The following is a 16,283-nucleotide window of genomic DNA, read 5'->3' on the forward strand; positions in this document are numbered from 1 at the left end:
CTCCTATTCTTCATTTGATTTTCTCATACCTTTTCACTAATCGGTAAAACGTACTGTTCGACAGCTCTAATCGCCGCATGGCATCCACAGCTTTAATTTCCCCTGCTTTCCATTCCTGATAAGCTTCTTCAAATGCTTCGGTGATCGGCGTTTCCGGTCGGCCAAACTTCACGCCCTGCCCCTGGGCGGCATCGATGCCTTCTCGCTGCCGGGTCCGAATACGTGTCCGTTCTTCTTCCGCCATCCAAGACAGGATTTGCAGTACTAGATCCACAATAAACGTCTTCATGGTGTCGTCCTGCTCTTTCGTGTTCAGCAGGGGCATATCCAGCACCACAATATCACACTGGATCGTTTTCGTTATTTCGTTCCATTCCTGCAGAATTTCTTCCTTGTTCCGGCCAAACCGATCCAGCGAATGAATGTACAGTACGTCTCCTTTTCGCAGGATTCGTTTTAACAGTTGATACTGGTCCCGTTGAAAGTTTTTGCCACTGGCCCGATCGATAAAAATATCCCGTTCCAGTATTCCTGCTTCACGCATCGAAGCTAGTTGCCTACTTTCATTCTGATCTTTGCTGCTCACGCGGATGTATCCATAATTCCGATATTCCATATCGATGTACCCCTTTTTTAAATGGATGAAAAAGGAAATTGAGACTAAAAATAAGCCCATAACCTCTCTGTTCATTATGGCACATGCCAAAACTGTTTTCTAGGTATTTTGAAAGGAAAAAAGCCTGGGTTTGACCAGGCTTCTCGTATGTATCAAAACGTGTACTTTTTGATATAATAAATTATGGAAATAAAAATGTAAACTCATTAGAAATCCTATAATTGTAAACGAATTTTTGAAAAAAAAGTATGGTGTTTGAAATTTTGTTCAAATATAAAAACTATCTGGTCGTCTAAGGCTTCATTAGCTTTCACGTTTCCAGCAATGCGTTGCGTACGATCGTCATCATAATTCAAGATATAAATATTTTTACGATGAATACCTGCATCGGTTAAGGGCGGGAAATATTGTTGAATACGTTCATTTTATTCATCGTAAAGCGCACAGAAAACGCATTAGGAAGAACCACTATAGCCTGTCTTTGGGGAGGAAGCGGTTGTTAAAAACGCTGTTAAAGCATCCATGGCTGTTGCTTCCTCTTTGCCGTCCGTCACTAACGTCAACCATTCGTGTTTTCGACCATGCAAATTCATCATTCCCATCAGACTTTTCCCGTCAACCCAGCGGTCCTCCTTCCCAACCATGATGTCGCAATCATAACCAAGGGCATGACGTACTAAAGCAGTGGTATTTCTCGCCTGCAATCCTTCCTCCAAATTAATCCTGACGGAATGCTGTTTCATATTCATCCTCTCCATCCTTTACGGTATCACTCATGGTTGGCTTTTTCTCCTTGATAAAAAACCTTTCTTCTTGGGACTGAACATTATTCGTTACTCCAAATCACAACGAGCAGCGCGGCTACTAAACATGCCCCAATAGCTATCCACAACATGGCCGCAGATGCGCGAGGCCACTGTTTGTTTCGATACCCATTAATAAGCAATAAAACCATAAGGGCCGCGATGCTCATGAAAAATACATATACCATTATCTCCCCCCTTGCACAGACGATCCTTTTTTCTTCCATAACCATCTATTCTTTTTTCTCTGGCGATGAAACGGCCAACGGCTCCATGGTATTTTCGGTGTTTCTCTCCTTTATTTCCGGGGTACATATATAGTATGTATATTCATCTTAATGATGATAAACATACATGTGAAAGGAGGAAGACGTATGAATCACCACCGGGAACTCGAACAAGAAGACTTCTTCGTAACCCTGGAAGAATGGCACGCGGCCATCTATCTCTCCCCCGATGACTACACGTTATGGCAGCAATGGTTTCAGGATAGCCGGAATCCATTGCTACGTCACCTTTCTTACGGGCAATTACTATCGGTGTTTGCTTTACGTTTCGATCAACCCATTTCATCCATCCATACCCGTCTTCGACACATTCAACAAACATTGCTTCTCTGGATTCGAGAAACATCTCGTCCTTCCATGAGCGATTAACCATGCGAACCGCTTCCTGCCTCGATAGGAAGCACTTTTTTTCTCCCTTTTGAATCCGGCTCTTTTCTTTACTCCTTCGGAAGCTTCGCGACATATTCCTCCAACCGTTCCATCTTCCTCTTCAACACGGTAAGAATGGCTTCTCGCAAAAACCAAAATGCTTGATTTTCCGCTTCCGTGGCGCGATACGGCGCTTCTTCAATCGTTAATATGGTGGCCGATCCTTCCTCTTGAAAGGTCACTTTATGCCATACTTCTAAAGGGAAGGAAGACATCCATGGCAGCACAAGCGCCTCTCCTTCGGGAGAAGAAAAGCTCTTCGTATAAGTAATCGAATCAGGTTCTTTCACTTCATGGTAGGTCAAGGTTTCCCAAACGTCATACCCTTCTGGTGCCACCTGCTGAAACAGGACCTTCCCCTGCGGGGCAAGTACGGATTCGCAGACATACATACAAGCGTGGTCGTTGGGCCACCAATGCGCAAAATGCTGGTGACTGGTCCACACATCAAACAACACCACCGCCGGGCACGAGAAGGTGGAGGAAAAGGTCAATGCATGGGAGATTGGTTCGGGCTTCGTCATTTCGGCATGCCTCCTTGGTTTCTTTTGGGATATAAAACGAGCACCAATGCCTGCCTAGGCGTATTGGCACTCGTTCATGGTTGATCTTCAACGATCAGGTAATGATCTCTGTCAAATCATTATGGATTTTTAGGGAGCGTATCTTCCGTTTGTTGTGGTGGATGATCAACGGTACTCCCCGGCGCCGCGCTGGAAGAAGTTTCCTGACGCTGTTTTCGAGCTTCCTGAATCGCTTTTCGTTTCTGGAGAAAGTAATAGATCGTCGATACCGCACTGTACGCTCCGCGCACCTGCTCGTTACTTAATTTGCTTTTACCTTCCGGATCCTGCCGCTCACGCATGGTCTCTGTCGCGTGGACCAAGGAAGAGGTTAATTGCCGAGACGATTCGCCGATGTCACCGATAATGTAAAATAACGGGCTCAACGCATGAATTTTTTCATTCACATCCGCCAGTGTTTCATTGCTGTTGTTCAGCACGACCGATGTTTCTTTCATCACCCCGTCCAACTGTTCCGGCAGCTCTTGAACCGTTTCATTAACCCCACCGAGTACCTTGGCCAGATTATTCAATGCTTTCACTAAAAAGATGGCAACGACCGCAAAGGCCAGGCCCATGATCAAAACGCCAATACCAACCAAATCCATTACTGATTCCCCCTTGATTTCGATGTTTGTTGTTTAGCTTTCCCCCGACGAAACATTTCCATCGCAGCGTCTCCCCACTGGATCCAGCGAATCGCTTGGGGATTCGGCTGCTCGTAGGCTCGAGCGGCGTCTTCCGACATCCCTTCCAACGAACTATTGATATTATTAACCGTTGTACTAACATTCCGTAACGAGTCCGCCAGTTCGCTAAACGATTCCGACTGCTCATTCAGATGCTGCGTGATTTCATTGGTTTCCTTTAGCACATTTTCAGATTCCGTGGTAATCCCCTGAATTTGCTGCTGAAATTGATCGGCCGTGGTGGATAAGCTCTTCATGGTGCTCGTCACCGCTTTTAATGTAATCACGACGAAAATGGCAATAAGCAAAAACGCCACGGCAATGATCAATAAACCAAGACCTGCTAATGACATAAATCTTAACCTCCTTGTTTCATTTATCTATATCAAAAGTCCTTCGAAAAGCGAAGGACTTGAATCCTACGTTCGCTTTGGTATCGATCTTCATGAACGACTTATTTCTAACACCTACCACCCCGTTCATCCATTCAAACAAGACACAGTACTTATGATTGATGTTATACATTCAAATGTTTGAATAAGGGAAGGGCGGGCAATAAGTATAACTATCATCGAAAACACGCCGGCTTCTCGGACGATGACCAACACCGAAAACGTGTTAATCCTATTCTTTTAAAGGAGTGATCGTGCATGAGCACATCAAACAAAGCCCTCGTCCCTACGATTCTTTTATCCACGGCGGTAATTGGAAGCGGCATCGCGTGGTGGGCCACCCGTTCCTCGTCCAAAAACAAGACGAACAATGCAAGCACGAATGTTCAAGAACGCTTGCAACAGGCCCAAGAACAAATCGACACGGAAGAAGTCAAAACCCGCCTTCAACGTTCCTGGTCGTTGATTCAAAGCGTGGTAACGCAGCTCCAAACCATCTATGACCGTTATGGTCGAGATTTGCTTAACCAATTGCAAACCGTCAAACAAGAATCTCAGGAGATCGTTGAAACGGCCAAAGAGGCCGGCGAAGAATTGCAGGACGTTGCTCAGGAGCAAGGAAAAGAAGCCGTCGAGGAAGCCCAACAAGCCAAAGAAGAAGCGCGTCAGGGATTCCAGGACCATGAATCTTCGTCCAACGCTCATTCCCGTGGGCCGTCGAATACCCCGTAAGTGCTATTCATAAGCCAATAAGCCAATGCTCATCAGTAATAAGATGGTGATCAATATCATGATCGTTCCTAATAATCGTTTGGCCTCTACGGTCCAGGCATAGTCCCGGGTTTCATACGCTAAAATCATAAGCGTCAACAGCATGATACTCAATATAAAGATCCAGGAAGCAAGCAACGGGCCTCTCCTTTCGATGGCAAAGCTACATGATGATCATGTAGCTTCTTTTTCTGTGTTGTTTTGTTGGTTGGCTCGTTTCGTTTTTCGGCGGTGAATAATCACGTTCATTTCGGCTCCGATCATCAGTACCAGTCCGGTAAGGAAAAACCACAGTAATAGAATAATCACGCCACCGAGGCTTCCGTAGGTCGCCGAATAACTGCCAAAATTGCTGACGTAAAACGAAAATCCAAGGGAAACTACCTGCCATAACAAGGCTGCTGTTAAAGCGCCCACTAAAATTTCTTTCCATTTTAATGTTTTGTTTGGCGCAAATCGATACAACAGCAGCAACATCGCTGTCATGACGGTGATCCCAATCGCCCAACGAAGGACCTGGAATAATAATTCCGTTTGTGGCGGTAAGCTTAACAACGAAGTAAGAAACGAGATCAAGACGTTCCCAAACATGGGCAGGACAATGGCTATAATTAGCGTAAGGACCATACTAAAGGTCAACGCAATCGCCAACAGCCGTACTTTGATAAACGAACGGGTTTCTTCCACATCATAGGCTTCATTGGACGATTTGATAAAAGCATTAATCCCATTGGAGGCCGACCATAAAGCGCCCAATAAACTGACCACGAACAAAATTCCCTGAGGTTCCTGCACCAACGTGGTAATATTCTCTTCAAATAACGCCGCCGTATCCGGAGGCACGGATCGCGTGATAAAATTCATTACCATGTTGGGGTCCAAATTCAAAAACGGAAGGATGGTTAACGCAAAAATCAATAAGGGAAACACTGATAAGATATAATAGTAGGCTTGAGCCGCTGCCAGTAAAGGCACTTGGTCTTCTTTGAATTCATTCATGAGATCCGTGATATATGTTTTTACTTTTTTCATGTTGTCACCTTTCCGCTGTAAGGTATGATTAGATTCCTTTTCTTACAGGCTCTCTAATCACTGTATTTCACTGCAATATAAAGACCGATACTCGCCAGTATGATGCCACTCAACAATAAAACAACGGCTGCTGCATACACGTCCTCCTCCCCCTTCTTCCTGGTATAAAAAAATATACCAATAAAATACTTATTTTAAAGATTGTACCTGTTCAGTCGGGATATTAAACACCGAACCCCGTATTTTTGGTTTATTTGTTGAACAATATGGCAATGATATATTTGCAGGGTCCCCGAGCCACCATTGGGTCAGGATGAAGGTCTCCCTATCTTTATGAACCCTGCACACTCTCTTGGTTTTCACCAAGGGAGATTTTTTATCACATAATGTATTTTTCACATAAACAATAATTTACCAACATTAAACTATTAAATGCTTTCACCACCTTTATATATACGATATGCTCAGGTTATAAACGTCTTAATGACAATAATCCATCGTTAAATATTATCCATGAATTGTCCGCACAGGAAAAACATATTTCTTGATCCATAGAGGTAGATGTGGATTCCCAATTCAAGTAATGCTTGTCGAGGAGGGATAGCATGTGGAAACAATGCACACGATATGTTTTGTTCACTCTCGCTTTAAGCATCTTTTTCATTCTGGTTCTTTTAGCCGTCGGTTCTTATTAAATGTCTCCACCTATTCGTCTTATGATCAAACAATAAGGGTAACCTTCCACATTGATCTATTCCCAATAGAGGTTATGGAAAGATTTTTTCCGTATATTTCAAACCTTTGTCCGGTTGCTTTGTTAGTGTTTCTTCCTTACTATGGTGAAAGAGGAACGCCTTCATGAGAGGTGTTTTCCTCCCCCTTTTTCATTTAACAAAAAGCGCCCGGCACCCAGGGCGCTTTTTGTATATCAACTTCGTATTAAACATCTTCTCTAAAAGCAATAAATCTCCGTGCAATCTATCAGGAGCCTCGGCGTCGAAAATCAATAAGTTCAATCAAATTCCCATCAGGATCCCGTAAATAAACCATTCGCCTTCGGCCCGTTGAATCTGCTTGAATACGACTACAGGCTCCACCGTGCCAACGAATGTGTTCGATGGTTGTTTCCAATTTTCGAACATGAAAAGTGAATGCAAAACCATCCTGCATCTCCGGAAGCTCACTTAAATCACCGGTGCCAATCGCTTTCGCCATGGAGGCCTTAGGCCGTATGATCAGCCACTGGTGCTGACTCAGCTCAAAAACGACGTCTCCACTGCCTTTCAGAGCGGTTGACGAAACGAAAGGCAAGGCTAAGACGTCATGGTAAAAATGAATACATTCCTCATAATTGGTGACAAGTAATTGAAAGGAGTGAAAATGCATGCGATAGCCATCCTTTCCATGATCCATTCATGCTTTCTCCTGTTCTTCTCTGTTTCTTTTTATTAGATATTCTCTTCATGCTGGGCTTCCCAATACCGTTGGCGATACGCGCTCGGCGAGCATTGAAACCGCTGACGAAACACGGTGGAAAAATAATGCTGACGAGTAAATTGAAAGTGTTCGGCAATTCCTCGAATAGACTCTTCTGTTTGTGCCAGCATCACAGCCGCCTCTTCAACACGCCGTCGCATAATGTAGGTTGGAATAGTCCGTTGAAGATGATGGTTCACCTCGGCGCTTAAGCGGTCGCTTGAAACATGTAATGCGCGGGCTAATTCATCCACTGATAACGACGATGTCAAATGCGCATCCACATAACTCATGAATTCCACGATTAACGGAGGATAAATGTGATGTAAAAGGTGCTGTTCTTGCTCCATACTCCCTCTCCTTTCCGCTTACATTTTGTTACCCTTCTTTTGCTATTCTTGTTTATCACGATCTAACCCCTATCATGGCGATCTTCTTTCTGTTCAACTCTTAGTGATTCGAATAGTTAGGAGGCGTGAAATCAGCTATTTTTTCTACGATCGTGTTTTATGCGCGTTCAGGCATCACATGCCTGTTAACGTTGTTTTCGTTGATGAATGAAATTCTTCCCTTCGGCGGTGGACACATATGCATTGGTAAATGCCAGGGTGGTATGCAATGGTGGCGCATCGTCTAACCGAAGAACCACCACCCGATGGGCAATAACATTCTCGTTGGGCGAACCTTGTAAGGCTTCCAACACATCCTGTGGATGATCCCCTGGTGCCGCTTCCACCATATAGCAGTTATTTGTCAGCCGGAGATGGCTTGGAAACGTTTGTTCGACGGTCTCACTCAACAGCAACCGATCCGCCATGGAGGGATCAGTTTCGAAATTAATCACAAATACAGCCATCAGGCTCAAGCCTCCTCTTCGTTCATAGTTACGCTTCGTTTGCCATCAACATCAAGAGGAAGGGCAAAACCTGTGCGGTTCCTTCCTCCTAATGCTTGGAATTTTTGATGTCCCAGAACTTTCTGATGATGGAACAGTTCTTGGGAATAGTTCCGTTGTCCGGAAACAGATACAACAGCTGTGAAGAAAGGGGTAATCATGCTCTTTCCTCTTCCATGTTATACCTGCCACCAATCCTTCTTAGGATTCGTCGGTGGACGAGGACGCTGATGGACGAGAAGAAGCAGCGTGTTTGGCTTCCTGAATTTCTTGATCGATATCTTGTTTTAACCGTTCTTTTTCTTCTTGGACCCCTTCGCGTGCGTTACTGGCCGCCAGCAACGACTCCTCTTTCAAGGCTTGCCACTCTTGATTGGTCGTTTCCATCGCCTGCTTTGCACGATCACTCACGGCTTTGACCTGATCTTGGATCGTGGACGATACTCGTTCTTTGCGGTCTTTCATCGAAGCAGCTAGTGCTCCTCCTCGGGCTGCAACGTCTTCCTTGGTATCCTGAGCTTGTTGCTGCCATTTCTGACCTTTAACGACGATGCTATCTCTCGTTTCCTGTCCGTTTTTGGGTGCAAACAGCGCAGCCGTGATGCTCCCAATCACAATCCCTGTAGCCACGCCACCGATAAATGTATAAAATGATTGATTGTTCATGTTATCTCCTCCTAAAATGATAATCCTTTTCTGCTAGCCTCGACGCGATATCTTTTCGTTGACTGAATTTCTCTAAAACGATAAACCTTCTTGGCTTTCCTTACCGTTCGCTCGGTATAACAAATGATTTCTTCCACGGCAGCGATTGTCAAAGATTGATGATGGCTGACAGTCCTGATGGCTGCTTGGATAGACGTATCTTTACGGGGATCTTCAACCCTGCTCCATGCCTCTCTCTACTCCCGCCATACGTTATATTCAATGGCATGAAGCAGATTGCTTCGCGTGGTCTTTTTCCTCTTTCATATATGGCAAATGGCCAGTGAGACTCATCAACGAACCTTTTTCCTTTACAGTCATGATGGTTACGGCCTCCTTATCCTATTAAAACTTCGTTTGATTACCTCTCCCAATTCTCGATGAAAGCCTCTCTTTTACATCCGTCGGGGCAAAATTTTGATCGAACAATCAGGAAACTCCTGTTTGCATTGATCATAAAACATTTGAGCCTGTTCATATGTCGAAAAAGAGACGATATTGGCTGTAGAATCCCTGGGCTCCTGGATCTCTCTGGTCAAGACATTCACTTCCTGTCCCTCCGCATCCAGAATCACAACCATGTACGGCTCATTTAGTTCTGTCATCATATTCTCTCCTTATTTCTTCCATCAGTGATTTTGCCGATACTGGTTCGGCGTCCAACCATAGGTTTTTTTGAACTGCCGGACCAAATAGCTACTATTGGGAAAACGTAATCGGCAGGCAATCGCATCAATACAATCATTGGTCGTTTCTAACCATACTTTAACCTGCCGAAGCCTCTGCTGTTGTATATAGCCGCGAACCCCGACAACCCACGTTTGATGCATCAATCGAGATAAATGATCCTCGGAAATCCCAGCCACCTGCGCTAATTGACAAAGCGATAAATCTTGCTCTAAATGATGCTGAATGTAATTGTCCACGCCTTGAAGATGAACCGCCGCTGTCTTGGCCTGTGGACGAGTTTGGATATGCTCTTGAAAACGACGCAAAATAAAGTTTTCATCCACCCCATGGTTGGGTTCCTCGAGACAGGCACGCCTCGCTTCCACCGACATCCATACATCCCACGAAAAGCCATATTTTTCGATAAAACGTTGATGATACTGTTCGAACAACAACTGGTGACCTACGTATGCGAGTCCCCCGTGGGGTCTTCCCTCTGTTTTCGAAACCCCTGAAGTTCCTGAAGTGCTTGGTCAAAGTTCCCCATAAAAATATAGTCGATCACTCGGGTAAGAGTGGTGGTGCCCATCGTCAGTCTACCATGCGTCCGCCACATGACGAATTGATGATTCAAGCGTTCCCGATATTTCTGTTCCATCGATACCCTCAAACTCCTTTGATTGTTCTATCACGTTCCATTGCCCGTCCTTCTTTCCTAAAACGCGATGGATATTTATCGTATCAAGCGTATGACCATTCGGCCATGTCGTTCATCCTTCTTTCAGCTTTTGTATACCTCCGCAGAAAGTTTAACAAGCACTAAAAAATGCCAATCTCCAAATTTCGTTATTTTTCTTTATTTTTCTCCATTATTTGAATTGAAAAGCTATCAACTTATATTTACGCAAGTATAAATTGATATACTCTCTCTAACGAACATAAAAACCTATTTCATTTTTGTTTTTGCATAAATATTAATTTTTTATTCATTACTATATTCCAAATGAATACAAATCAATAAAATAACAAGCATACATCGTTTATATCTTTCTCAAAGTTTCTTAAGGTAACAATTGCTTGATAATCGTTGTTATTTCTATTTTTTCGTCTTATAATCTTAGAAATTTTGCATATTTTGAATCAAATAATCATCATCAGAACTTTTATCTCATGATAAAAAAATCCAAGGTTCTTTCTCTCACGTATACCGCCAAGTCGATCATCATGATAAAATCGCAAACCGGTTTTTTAGATAACAGAAAAAACCGCCTGAAAGATTTTTCCGCAGGCAGTAGCAAATGTCAGATTAAGACTAGTACTTTGCCTTCTATGGAGGCATGGTGCTATAGAAAACGGTCGTTGAGTAGACTATTTGAGAGGAAGAAGGAAGCTAATAGTCGATCTACGAATATAATGTCGTATATCTCTATGCTTCCGAAGCAGTTTTGTTTTAAACAAACACCCCTGAGGTTTTAGCACTAGCCTAACGGTGGTGTTCAAGCACTTTCTTTTTTTAATTTAAATCGTCAAATTAAGCTAGACAAAATATCAGTCTCTATATCCACCCATGAATACTTCCAACGGGATACGATAATATTTATACGTAACATTTCCAGGAATAACTCATCGACAGTGATACCGAATAAATCACTTAGGCTGATGAGCACTTCGATACTCGGATAGTTTTTACCCGTCTCCCACTTTGAAATAGATTGACGACTAACATAGATTTGTTTCGCGAGATATTCCTGAGACCGCCCTCTTTGCTCCTTTGCTTCTTTTTAATTCGCATCCAAACATAGGGTGTGTTCCTCCTTTTTGTTGATTACAATATTATTCTTATAAACCACTAACGTAAAGATAGCTATACGCATATCCAAGAGCAACCTGATGGTGCCTCTGGATACCTTGCTTTCATCTTATAAACATAACGGCCCTTATCGGAAGCTAAAGCTTCTATGATAATCATAATTAACACCAAAAAACATTTTTATGATTATCATACAAATAAGTTATGAAAAATTGGTTTTTATAATTATCATACAGTGATATTATTAAACCATGGACATAAAATATCCTTATATGATTATTATAAAAACGGGGGTTTATAATTATTATGGAAGTCGAATATAGATTGAAGCATCTTGCAGAAGAATTAAATATAACTGAATCAGCTGCCAGAAAATATTATGGTTTATTCGAAGAGAATGGCCATAAATTTGATAGAAATAAGCAGAGTTATATTGTATTCAATAGACAAGACGTTGAGCTTTTCAAAAAAATGATTGAGCTACGAGACGAACAAGGATTAAAGCTCCAAGATGCAGTGCAGCGTTCTATAATTATCATAAACGGAAGCGATTATAATAATCATAGAAGTGATTTAAGTATAAATGATCCTGTGAATTATATGCAAAGCTTAAATGACAAGATGGATGACATAAAAAATTTGCTTAAAGAGCAAAATGAGGTCATTCATGAACAAAGACAGTTTATGACAAAGCAACAAGAAACTATTGAGCATCTGAAAAATTATGTAGATGAGCAAAAAGAGCAAAAATTGTTAAAAGAAAAATTAGAAGAAGAGATACAACAAAAAGAGGAAGAGAAAGAAGAACAAAATTCAACTTCTTTAGAGGAAAAGACTGGAGAAAAGAAAAAAGGATTTTGGAGTCGTCTATTTGGATATTAAAACTTTAAACTTGGTTTGCTAATTTTTAGGCATTCCGCTAAAATGTACTTAATACAGACGAAACAGCCAGGCGGCAACCTGACTGTTTCAGAGTTTTTCCTGCTAATCCAACAGAAAAGATATGATTTGTAAATAGTGTATCATATTCTCTTATCTATGCAAGGGAAACGTTCATCTATTTATACATAACATTTTTTGGATAATGTATTTATAAGCAGGAGAAACTCTCAAACAAAAATTAATTGTTGGGAGTTTTTTTAATGTCTAGATTTGTAAATATTTTTGAAGAGTATAAACTGAAACATGTTCAAGTACCTAAAGTATTTTTGACTGGTGAAGGCCAATACCAGAACATGTCTAATGATGCAAAAATGGCCTGGGCAATCTTAAGAGATCGTTGGACTTTAAGCAAAAAAAACGGATGGTTTGATGATAATGGTGATATATATTTTATTTTTACCCAAGAAGAAATTTGTAAACGCTTGGGAGTTTCGGTTTCAAAATGGCAGCGCGTACAAAAACAATTAAAAGAATTAGATTTATTACATACCAAACGAATGGGCCAAAATAAAGCAAATCGTATATATTTAAAATGGCCAGAAATCAGTAAAGAAGATGTTTATGAAATGGACGATATGGATTCACAATCTGAAGAAGAGACTGAATCCCATGGGCCAGTAGGGAAGTTTCAAAATGAAACTTCCGGAAGTTTCAAAATGAAATATCCGGAAGTTTCAAAACGAGACTCTAACGATACTGAATCTAGTAATACTGAATCAAACGATACTGAAGAAGTTCTTGTTAACAAGAATAAACAGGTTAACAATGTATATTCTTCTAATAATTTCTTTTCAAAAGAAAAAGAATTCGACCAAATAGAACGAGAATTTCATCAAAAAGGGTTATCTCTTGCTGTCATTCAACGAGTTCGTCAAGAAGTCGAATCGAACAAGAATCAAGTGCGTCATTTATCAGCATATTACCGTCGTTGTTTGGAGAATACTTTACACAAGAACCATTTAAAACGAAATATGATTGATCAGCCTTACCCGCATTTACCAGTTGACCATCCGCTGAACTATAACTGGCTACAGGATAGCTGACAAACCCATGGAGGAGGGAGAAATCGATGGCAGGAACCATCTCCAAAATCAATCGAAGTGTAAAACAATTGGAAAAAGAATTAACCACTATTGGTTTTAGCGTCAAGGTCGAAGCTGTTTCCAATGGCACTATGCAGTACCTGATCGTCAATGAGGGCCAGGTTCCCGGAATTACGGTGAGTGATCGTCGATCCAAAGGGAAAAAACGGGCGCAGTGGGCTGCCGAAGTTGTGGTTACTGCTCCTACCGAGACGTATGATATCAATACCTATAAGGATCCGGAAACCAAACAGCCGTTTACCCATTACGTCGTGTCGTCGCACAAAGCCAACAAGATCCCGAAACTGTGGAAGGCCTTTGGCAACGAGGCAACGTAAGCCTCGTTGGTCAGGAGTACCTCTTAGAGCCAACACAGGAAGCGCATGAGCCTCATTTGCCTGTTTTTAGATGTTAAAAAACGAAAGAACAGCCAAACGTTCCTGTGGCTTCTCAGAGCCTTTCAAGATGGGTGGTATGGATCCGACCGATCGAAACATCACCGAAGCTTCTGTTTATCGATCAACCGTCACTGATTGCAGCAAGGATCTCGTCCCCATCATCACAGCATAGGGGGAACCAACGAATCGCCTATATGCTTAAAAAATGAAAAACAGCTCTCGAAAAATTCGTGATCGTATTCCATCCATGCCGTTGAAAGAGATCGGGAAAAGAACGATGAACGTTCTGATTGCCGGGATCCAAGAGCCAGGATCCGTGCCTATTTGGGTCGGCTTCTGGCCATAAACCGTTCAAAACTAGTACGCAAAAGTGTCGAACATGCTCTTTTTTTGTACGCAGATCCGTGAACAAGCTGTGCACAAATCTGTGACAAATGGCCTTTTTGACGATATCACTCTAAAAACCCGGCACTGCCGGGGATAGAACGACGTGATATCATTTTTCCCTTATGCTCTTGCAACTATTTTGATCTTGCAGGGCAGGTGTCCTGCAACTGGAATGGCTGATAACCAGTAGGTAGTTGGAAAAGGAGGCATCTTTCGTCAGGTTGCTATCGCCATATCATGCAGAGGCATGAGCAAAAAGAGCGTTTGTTTGATCTCCCTCTTCGTCGAACAAAAGAGAGGTTAGGGAGTTTTTCTGCACAAGTACTTCGCTTATCATGGGGAGGTTGTTGAGCATGTTTGGAACGTGTTCATGCGCCTAAAACGAGGAACAGGGAGGAGAATCATGACGAAGGTCATTGTAATACGTGGAAATTCGGGCAGTGGAAAAACGACGGTAGCCCAACGAATCCAAACCATATTAGGTCCAGGAAGTTTATTGGTTTCGCAAGACATCGTTCGACGGGAGATGTTGGGAGTCAAGGACAGGCCCAACAACTTATCCATCGGATTAATACAAGCGATGATCGAGTACGGCATGAGTCATTGTCCGTATGTGATTATTGAAGGCATATTAGCGGAAGACAAGTATGGAATGATGCTTAGAGAAACGTTAGCTGCTTCCGAAAAGGTGATTGCTTATTACTATGATTTGCCCTTCGAAGAAACGGTAGCGAGGCATCAGACGAAAACCCAGCCTGACTTTGGGGAAGCCAGCATGAAATCATGGTTCATCGAACAGGATTTTCTTGGATTAGAAAACGAACAACGCGTGACGAAAGATATCACCGAAGAAGAGATAGTGATCAACATCCTGGCAGATGTAAAGGGCACTAATTGAAAACGAGACCATGGCATGTGGTTAACTCAAGTGTTTGGCGAATAGAAGGAGGAAGGATCGCATGAAACGTATTGATACACGTTTAAAACTGTCCGAAGATACGGCCACCTATGTAAAAGAACAACAGGAAGCGAAAGGCTTATCCTCGTTAACCAAAACCATTGAACACCTGCTGCAAGAACACAAAAACGAAGAGGAACGACAAGCGGAACAAGCCTATTGGACGTCCATGATGATGGACAGCATGCAGGAAAAAGTGCAAGAAGAACTCCAATGGCATTTCAAGCAGCTGCAGGTCGGGGTGAATCGGACGGACCGAAATTCGCAAATGCTCCTGGAACTGATGAATGGGCTCATGTTGAACAACGGTATTCGAGATATCATGCCGACGAGTGAAGTGATGTCGACCCCGTATCAGACCGCAAAAGAAGAAGTGAACGACCGAATGGCCCTTCAAAAGCTGCGAGAAGATAACGCCAAGCAGCAACGATCTTCTGAGGAATCCTGAGGTCGTGATAGGGAGTAGAAGGAAAACAATAACGTCTTGGCTGTTGGCCATGCTAAGCGGCGGATTAGCCGTCGGCTTTTCGTTCATCCTGAACGACTTTCGCGTGGACGGTCCGTCGTTTATCGGTGTATTTATCGGTGTAACGATGGGGTACCTCCTGACCACGGTTTGGCTTCCCCGCATGCTCACTCGAAACCATTCAAAATGAATCGTTTGCGAGGAGGTTGTTCGCCATCTGGATGTCTAAACGGAAACGCTAGTCATCGATCGACGTGTTGCTGTGATCTTCCCGGCGCTTTTGCCGTAACCATATGGGGGTTAACAATCCTAGAATGACCCCGCTGATGATCGATGAATCCAAATTATGAGCTAAAGGGGTATCCGTGATCGTATTGCCCAACAGGCGAAAGCCAACACAGGCTATGGTACTAACAATCATAAGACCGACAAAGAGACCAAGGGTTTTCATGTTTCCGTCCTCCTTATTCTTAGCGATGGATAGAACACTCCTGTTTTCATTGTGATGTAGAGATGGTTCTCTGATCGAGTGATCGAATAACGACAACAACCCTTCTTTGGGTTTGAGATAGAGATGTTCTTTCCTTGAATGATGTTTCATGGAATGAGTCCCAGCTGGCAGTTATTTGCCATTGTGAGAGGGAATCGTTCCAAGTGTGAATCTTCGTTTCATGATCCACACTCAGTTCCATTTGGGAAGAAGACCAGCAAAAATCAAACACCCTACCTGTCATGAAACAAGCTCACTTTAGAACAGCCCACCTGCAAAAGCTAAAAATCAGAAAGAGCATAAGGGAAAATTGACCCCAGACGAGCTGGGGTGTCCGGCAGTGCCGGACGTTTCGTGGGTACGCCAAAAAAGCATTTTGTCACAGATTTGTGTACAGCTTGTTCACGGCTTTGTGTACAATAT

Annotated in this window: 24 protein-coding genes and 1 pseudogene; 8 read left to right on the plus strand and 17 right to left on the minus strand. The window is 42.8% G+C overall.

Going from position 1 to position 16,283, the window contains the following annotated elements; all coding sequences use genetic code 11:
* Positions 1-10: 10 nt before the first annotated feature.
* Both Q0757_RS16405 and Q0757_RS16410 read right to left on the minus strand, forming a co-directional pair.
* Positions 11-616, minus strand: a complete 606-nt coding sequence (locus Q0757_RS16405; protein WP_298789201.1) for a recombinase family protein — start codon at positions 614-616, stop codon at positions 11-13.
* Between the two features lie 455 nt (positions 617-1,071).
* On the minus strand, positions 1,072-1,359 hold the full coding sequence (locus Q0757_RS16410; RefSeq protein WP_298789202.1) for an HPr family phosphocarrier protein: 288 nt from the start codon (positions 1,357-1,359) through the stop codon (positions 1,072-1,074).
* 434 nt (positions 1,360-1,793) lie between these two features.
* Between Q0757_RS16410 and Q0757_RS16415 the strand changes: the two genes are divergently transcribed.
* On the plus strand, positions 1,794-2,075 hold the full coding sequence (locus Q0757_RS16415; RefSeq protein WP_298789203.1) for a hypothetical protein: 282 nt from the start codon (positions 1,794-1,796) through the stop codon (positions 2,073-2,075).
* A 68-nt stretch (positions 2,076-2,143) separates the two neighbouring features.
* Here Q0757_RS16415 and Q0757_RS16420 read toward each other — a convergent pair whose 3' ends face one another.
* The 3 genes from Q0757_RS16420 to Q0757_RS16430 form a co-directional block, all read right to left on the minus strand.
* On the minus strand, positions 2,144-2,659 hold the full coding sequence (locus tag Q0757_RS16420; RefSeq protein WP_298789204.1) for an SRPBCC domain-containing protein: 516 nt from the start codon (positions 2,657-2,659) through the stop codon (positions 2,144-2,146).
* Positions 2,660-2,778: 119 nt separating this feature from the next.
* The gene (locus Q0757_RS16425) at positions 2,779-3,306 is read right to left on the minus strand and encodes a DUF948 domain-containing protein (RefSeq protein WP_298789205.1); all 528 of its coding nucleotides are present in this window, start codon (positions 3,304-3,306) and stop codon (positions 2,779-2,781) included.
* Positions 3,306-3,740 carry a DUF948 domain-containing protein gene (locus tag Q0757_RS16430; protein ID WP_022794906.1) on the minus strand — a complete coding sequence of 145 codons (435 nt, stop codon included), beginning with the start codon at positions 3,738-3,740 and terminating at the stop codon, positions 3,306-3,308. Before Q0757_RS16430 ends, Q0757_RS16425 begins: the two co-directional genes overlap by 1 nt.
* A 297-nt stretch (positions 3,741-4,037) precedes the next feature.
* Here Q0757_RS16430 and Q0757_RS16435 point away from each other — a divergent pair, with 297 nt between their 5' ends.
* Positions 4,038-4,511: a hypothetical protein gene (locus tag Q0757_RS16435; RefSeq protein WP_298789206.1), complete on the plus strand. Its 474-nt coding sequence runs from the start codon at positions 4,038-4,040 to the stop codon at positions 4,509-4,511.
* Between the two features lie 3 nt (positions 4,512-4,514).
* Here Q0757_RS16435 and Q0757_RS16440 read toward each other — a convergent pair whose 3' ends face one another.
* The 10 genes and pseudogenes from Q0757_RS16440 to Q0757_RS16485 all read right to left on the minus strand — a co-directional run.
* Positions 4,515-4,688, minus strand: coding sequence for a hypothetical protein (locus Q0757_RS16440; protein ID WP_298789207.1), 174 nt, complete (start codon positions 4,686-4,688; stop codon positions 4,515-4,517).
* Between the two features lie 36 nt (positions 4,689-4,724).
* The gene (locus Q0757_RS16445) at positions 4,725-5,582 is read right to left on the minus strand and encodes a YihY/virulence factor BrkB family protein (RefSeq protein WP_298789208.1); all 858 of its coding nucleotides are present in this window, start codon (positions 5,580-5,582) and stop codon (positions 4,725-4,727) included.
* Positions 5,583-6,563: 981 nt separating this feature from the next.
* Positions 6,564-6,995, minus strand: coding sequence for a VOC family protein (locus Q0757_RS16450; RefSeq protein ID WP_298789209.1), 432 nt, complete (start codon positions 6,993-6,995; stop codon positions 6,564-6,566).
* Between the two features lie 35 nt (positions 6,996-7,030).
* Positions 7,031-7,408: a helix-turn-helix transcriptional regulator gene (locus Q0757_RS16455; RefSeq protein ID WP_298789210.1), complete on the minus strand. Its 378-nt coding sequence runs from the start codon at positions 7,406-7,408 to the stop codon at positions 7,031-7,033.
* Positions 7,409-7,593: 185 nt separating this feature from the next.
* The gene (locus Q0757_RS16460; RefSeq protein WP_298789211.1) at positions 7,594-7,914 is read right to left on the minus strand and encodes a hypothetical protein; all 321 of its coding nucleotides are present in this window, start codon (positions 7,912-7,914) and stop codon (positions 7,594-7,596) included.
* 5 nt (positions 7,915-7,919) lie between these two features.
* The gene (locus Q0757_RS16465) at positions 7,920-8,114 is read right to left on the minus strand and encodes a hypothetical protein (protein ID WP_298789212.1); all 195 of its coding nucleotides are present in this window, start codon (positions 8,112-8,114) and stop codon (positions 7,920-7,922) included.
* Between the two features lie 40 nt (positions 8,115-8,154).
* On the minus strand, positions 8,155-8,619 hold the full coding sequence (locus Q0757_RS16470) for a YtxH domain-containing protein (RefSeq protein WP_298789213.1): 465 nt from the start codon (positions 8,617-8,619) through the stop codon (positions 8,155-8,157).
* A 434-nt stretch (positions 8,620-9,053) separates the two neighbouring features.
* Positions 9,054-9,263, minus strand: coding sequence for a hypothetical protein (locus Q0757_RS16475; RefSeq protein ID WP_298789214.1), 210 nt, complete (start codon positions 9,261-9,263; stop codon positions 9,054-9,056).
* Positions 9,264-9,287: 24 nt separating this feature from the next.
* Positions 9,288-9,779 (minus strand): helix-turn-helix transcriptional regulator, encoded by a 492-nt coding sequence (locus Q0757_RS16480; RefSeq protein WP_298789215.1) that lies wholly within the window; start codon positions 9,777-9,779, stop codon positions 9,288-9,290.
* A gap of 1,167 nt (positions 9,780-10,946) precedes the next feature.
* Positions 10,947-11,108 (minus strand): annotated as a pseudogene (locus tag Q0757_RS16485) (helix-turn-helix transcriptional regulator); the annotation flags it as partial.
* A gap of 335 nt (positions 11,109-11,443) precedes the next feature.
* Here Q0757_RS16485 and Q0757_RS16490 point away from each other — a divergent pair.
* The 6 genes from Q0757_RS16490 to Q0757_RS16515 all read left to right on the plus strand — a co-directional run bounded on the left by Q0757_RS16490 (position 11,444) and on the right by Q0757_RS16515 (position 15,352).
* Positions 11,444-12,019, plus strand: a complete 576-nt coding sequence (locus Q0757_RS16490; protein WP_298789216.1) for a hypothetical protein — start codon at positions 11,444-11,446, stop codon at positions 12,017-12,019.
* A gap of 260 nt (positions 12,020-12,279) precedes the next feature.
* Positions 12,280-13,122, plus strand: a complete 843-nt coding sequence (locus Q0757_RS16495; protein WP_298789217.1) for a replication initiator protein A — start codon at positions 12,280-12,282, stop codon at positions 13,120-13,122.
* Positions 13,123-13,148: 26 nt separating this feature from the next.
* A complete protein-coding gene (locus tag Q0757_RS16500; protein ID WP_298789218.1) occupies positions 13,149-13,499 on the plus strand; it encodes a hypothetical protein in 351 nt (116 codons plus the stop codon).
* A gap of 265 nt (positions 13,500-13,764) precedes the next feature.
* Positions 13,765-13,905, plus strand: a complete 141-nt coding sequence (locus Q0757_RS16505; protein WP_298789219.1) for a hypothetical protein — start codon at positions 13,765-13,767, stop codon at positions 13,903-13,905.
* Positions 13,906-14,349: 444 nt separating this feature from the next.
* Positions 14,350-14,844: an AAA family ATPase gene (locus Q0757_RS16510; RefSeq protein ID WP_298789220.1), complete on the plus strand. Its 495-nt coding sequence runs from the start codon at positions 14,350-14,352 to the stop codon at positions 14,842-14,844.
* A gap of 61 nt (positions 14,845-14,905) precedes the next feature.
* The gene (locus Q0757_RS16515; RefSeq protein WP_298789221.1) at positions 14,906-15,352 is read left to right on the plus strand and encodes a hypothetical protein; all 447 of its coding nucleotides are present in this window, start codon (positions 14,906-14,908) and stop codon (positions 15,350-15,352) included.
* A gap of 64 nt (positions 15,353-15,416) precedes the next feature.
* On the opposite strand, the gene Q0757_RS16520 is transcribed toward Q0757_RS16515, so the two are convergent.
* Positions 15,417-15,551 (minus strand): hypothetical protein, encoded by a 135-nt coding sequence (locus Q0757_RS16520; protein WP_298789222.1) that lies wholly within the window; start codon positions 15,549-15,551, stop codon positions 15,417-15,419.
* A gap of 57 nt (positions 15,552-15,608) precedes the next feature.
* Positions 15,609-15,821 (minus strand): hypothetical protein, encoded by a 213-nt coding sequence (locus tag Q0757_RS16525; RefSeq protein WP_298789223.1) that lies wholly within the window; start codon positions 15,819-15,821, stop codon positions 15,609-15,611.
* Positions 15,822-16,283 lie beyond the last annotated feature (462 nt).

The organism is uncultured Marinococcus sp., from assembly GCF_947493875.1.
GTDB lineage: Bacteria > Bacillota > Bacilli > Bacillales > Marinococcaceae > Marinococcus.

What these genes read in the sequence shown, in the direction of transcription:
- Q0757_RS16435 (WP_298789206.1), top strand. Translation starts at nt 4,038, where the DNA reads ATGAGCACATCAAACAAAGCCCTCGTCCCTACGATTCTTTTATCCACG.
- Q0757_RS16455 (WP_298789210.1), bottom strand. Translation starts at nt 7,408, where the DNA reads ATGGAGCAAGAACAGCACCTTTTACATCACATTTATCCTCCGTTAATC.
- Q0757_RS16470 (WP_298789213.1), bottom strand. Translation starts at nt 8,619, where the DNA reads ATGAACAATCAATCATTTTATACATTTATCGGTGGCGTGGCTACAGGG.
- Q0757_RS16490 (WP_298789216.1), top strand. Translation starts at nt 11,444, where the DNA reads ATGGAAGTCGAATATAGATTGAAGCATCTTGCAGAAGAATTAAATATA.
- Q0757_RS16405 (WP_298789201.1), bottom strand. Translation starts at nt 616, where the DNA reads ATGGAATATCGGAATTATGGATACATCCGCGTGAGCAGCAAAGATCAG.
- Q0757_RS16450 (WP_298789209.1), bottom strand. Translation starts at nt 6,995, where the DNA reads ATGGATCATGGAAAGGATGGCTATCGCATGCATTTTCACTCCTTTCAA.
- Q0757_RS16460 (WP_298789211.1), bottom strand. Translation starts at nt 7,914, where the DNA reads ATGGCTGTATTTGTGATTAATTTCGAAACTGATCCCTCCATGGCGGAT.
- Q0757_RS16520 (WP_298789222.1), bottom strand. Translation starts at nt 15,551, where the DNA reads ATGGTTTCGAGTGAGCATGCGGGGAAGCCAAACCGTGGTCAGGAGGTA.
- Q0757_RS16415 (WP_298789203.1), top strand. Translation starts at nt 1,794, where the DNA reads ATGAATCACCACCGGGAACTCGAACAAGAAGACTTCTTCGTAACCCTG.
- Q0757_RS16475 (WP_298789214.1), bottom strand. Translation starts at nt 9,263, where the DNA reads ATGACAGAACTAAATGAGCCGTACATGGTTGTGATTCTGGATGCGGAG.
- Q0757_RS16445 (WP_298789208.1), bottom strand. Translation starts at nt 5,582, where the DNA reads ATGAAAAAAGTAAAAACATATATCACGGATCTCATGAATGAATTCAAA.
- Q0757_RS16510 (WP_298789220.1), top strand. Translation starts at nt 14,350, where the DNA reads ATGACGAAGGTCATTGTAATACGTGGAAATTCGGGCAGTGGAAAAACG.
- Q0757_RS16495 (WP_298789217.1), top strand. Translation starts at nt 12,280, where the DNA reads ATGTCTAGATTTGTAAATATTTTTGAAGAGTATAAACTGAAACATGTT.
- Q0757_RS16425 (WP_298789205.1), bottom strand. Translation starts at nt 3,306, where the DNA reads ATGGATTTGGTTGGTATTGGCGTTTTGATCATGGGCCTGGCCTTTGCG.
- Q0757_RS16525 (WP_298789223.1), bottom strand. Translation starts at nt 15,821, where the DNA reads ATGAAAACCCTTGGTCTCTTTGTCGGTCTTATGATTGTTAGTACCATA.
- Q0757_RS16420 (WP_298789204.1), bottom strand. Translation starts at nt 2,659, where the DNA reads ATGACGAAGCCCGAACCAATCTCCCATGCATTGACCTTTTCCTCCACC.
- Q0757_RS16410 (WP_298789202.1), bottom strand. Translation starts at nt 1,359, where the DNA reads ATGAAACAGCATTCCGTCAGGATTAATTTGGAGGAAGGATTGCAGGCG.
- Q0757_RS16465 (WP_298789212.1), bottom strand. Translation starts at nt 8,114, where the DNA reads ATGATTACCCCTTTCTTCACAGCTGTTGTATCTGTTTCCGGACAACGG.
- Q0757_RS16505 (WP_298789219.1), top strand. Translation starts at nt 13,765, where the DNA reads ATGAAAAACAGCTCTCGAAAAATTCGTGATCGTATTCCATCCATGCCG.
- Q0757_RS16515 (WP_298789221.1), top strand. Translation starts at nt 14,906, where the DNA reads ATGAAACGTATTGATACACGTTTAAAACTGTCCGAAGATACGGCCACC.
- Q0757_RS16500 (WP_298789218.1), top strand. Translation starts at nt 13,149, where the DNA reads ATGGCAGGAACCATCTCCAAAATCAATCGAAGTGTAAAACAATTGGAA.
- Q0757_RS16430 (WP_022794906.1), bottom strand. Translation starts at nt 3,740, where the DNA reads ATGTCATTAGCAGGTCTTGGTTTATTGATCATTGCCGTGGCGTTTTTG.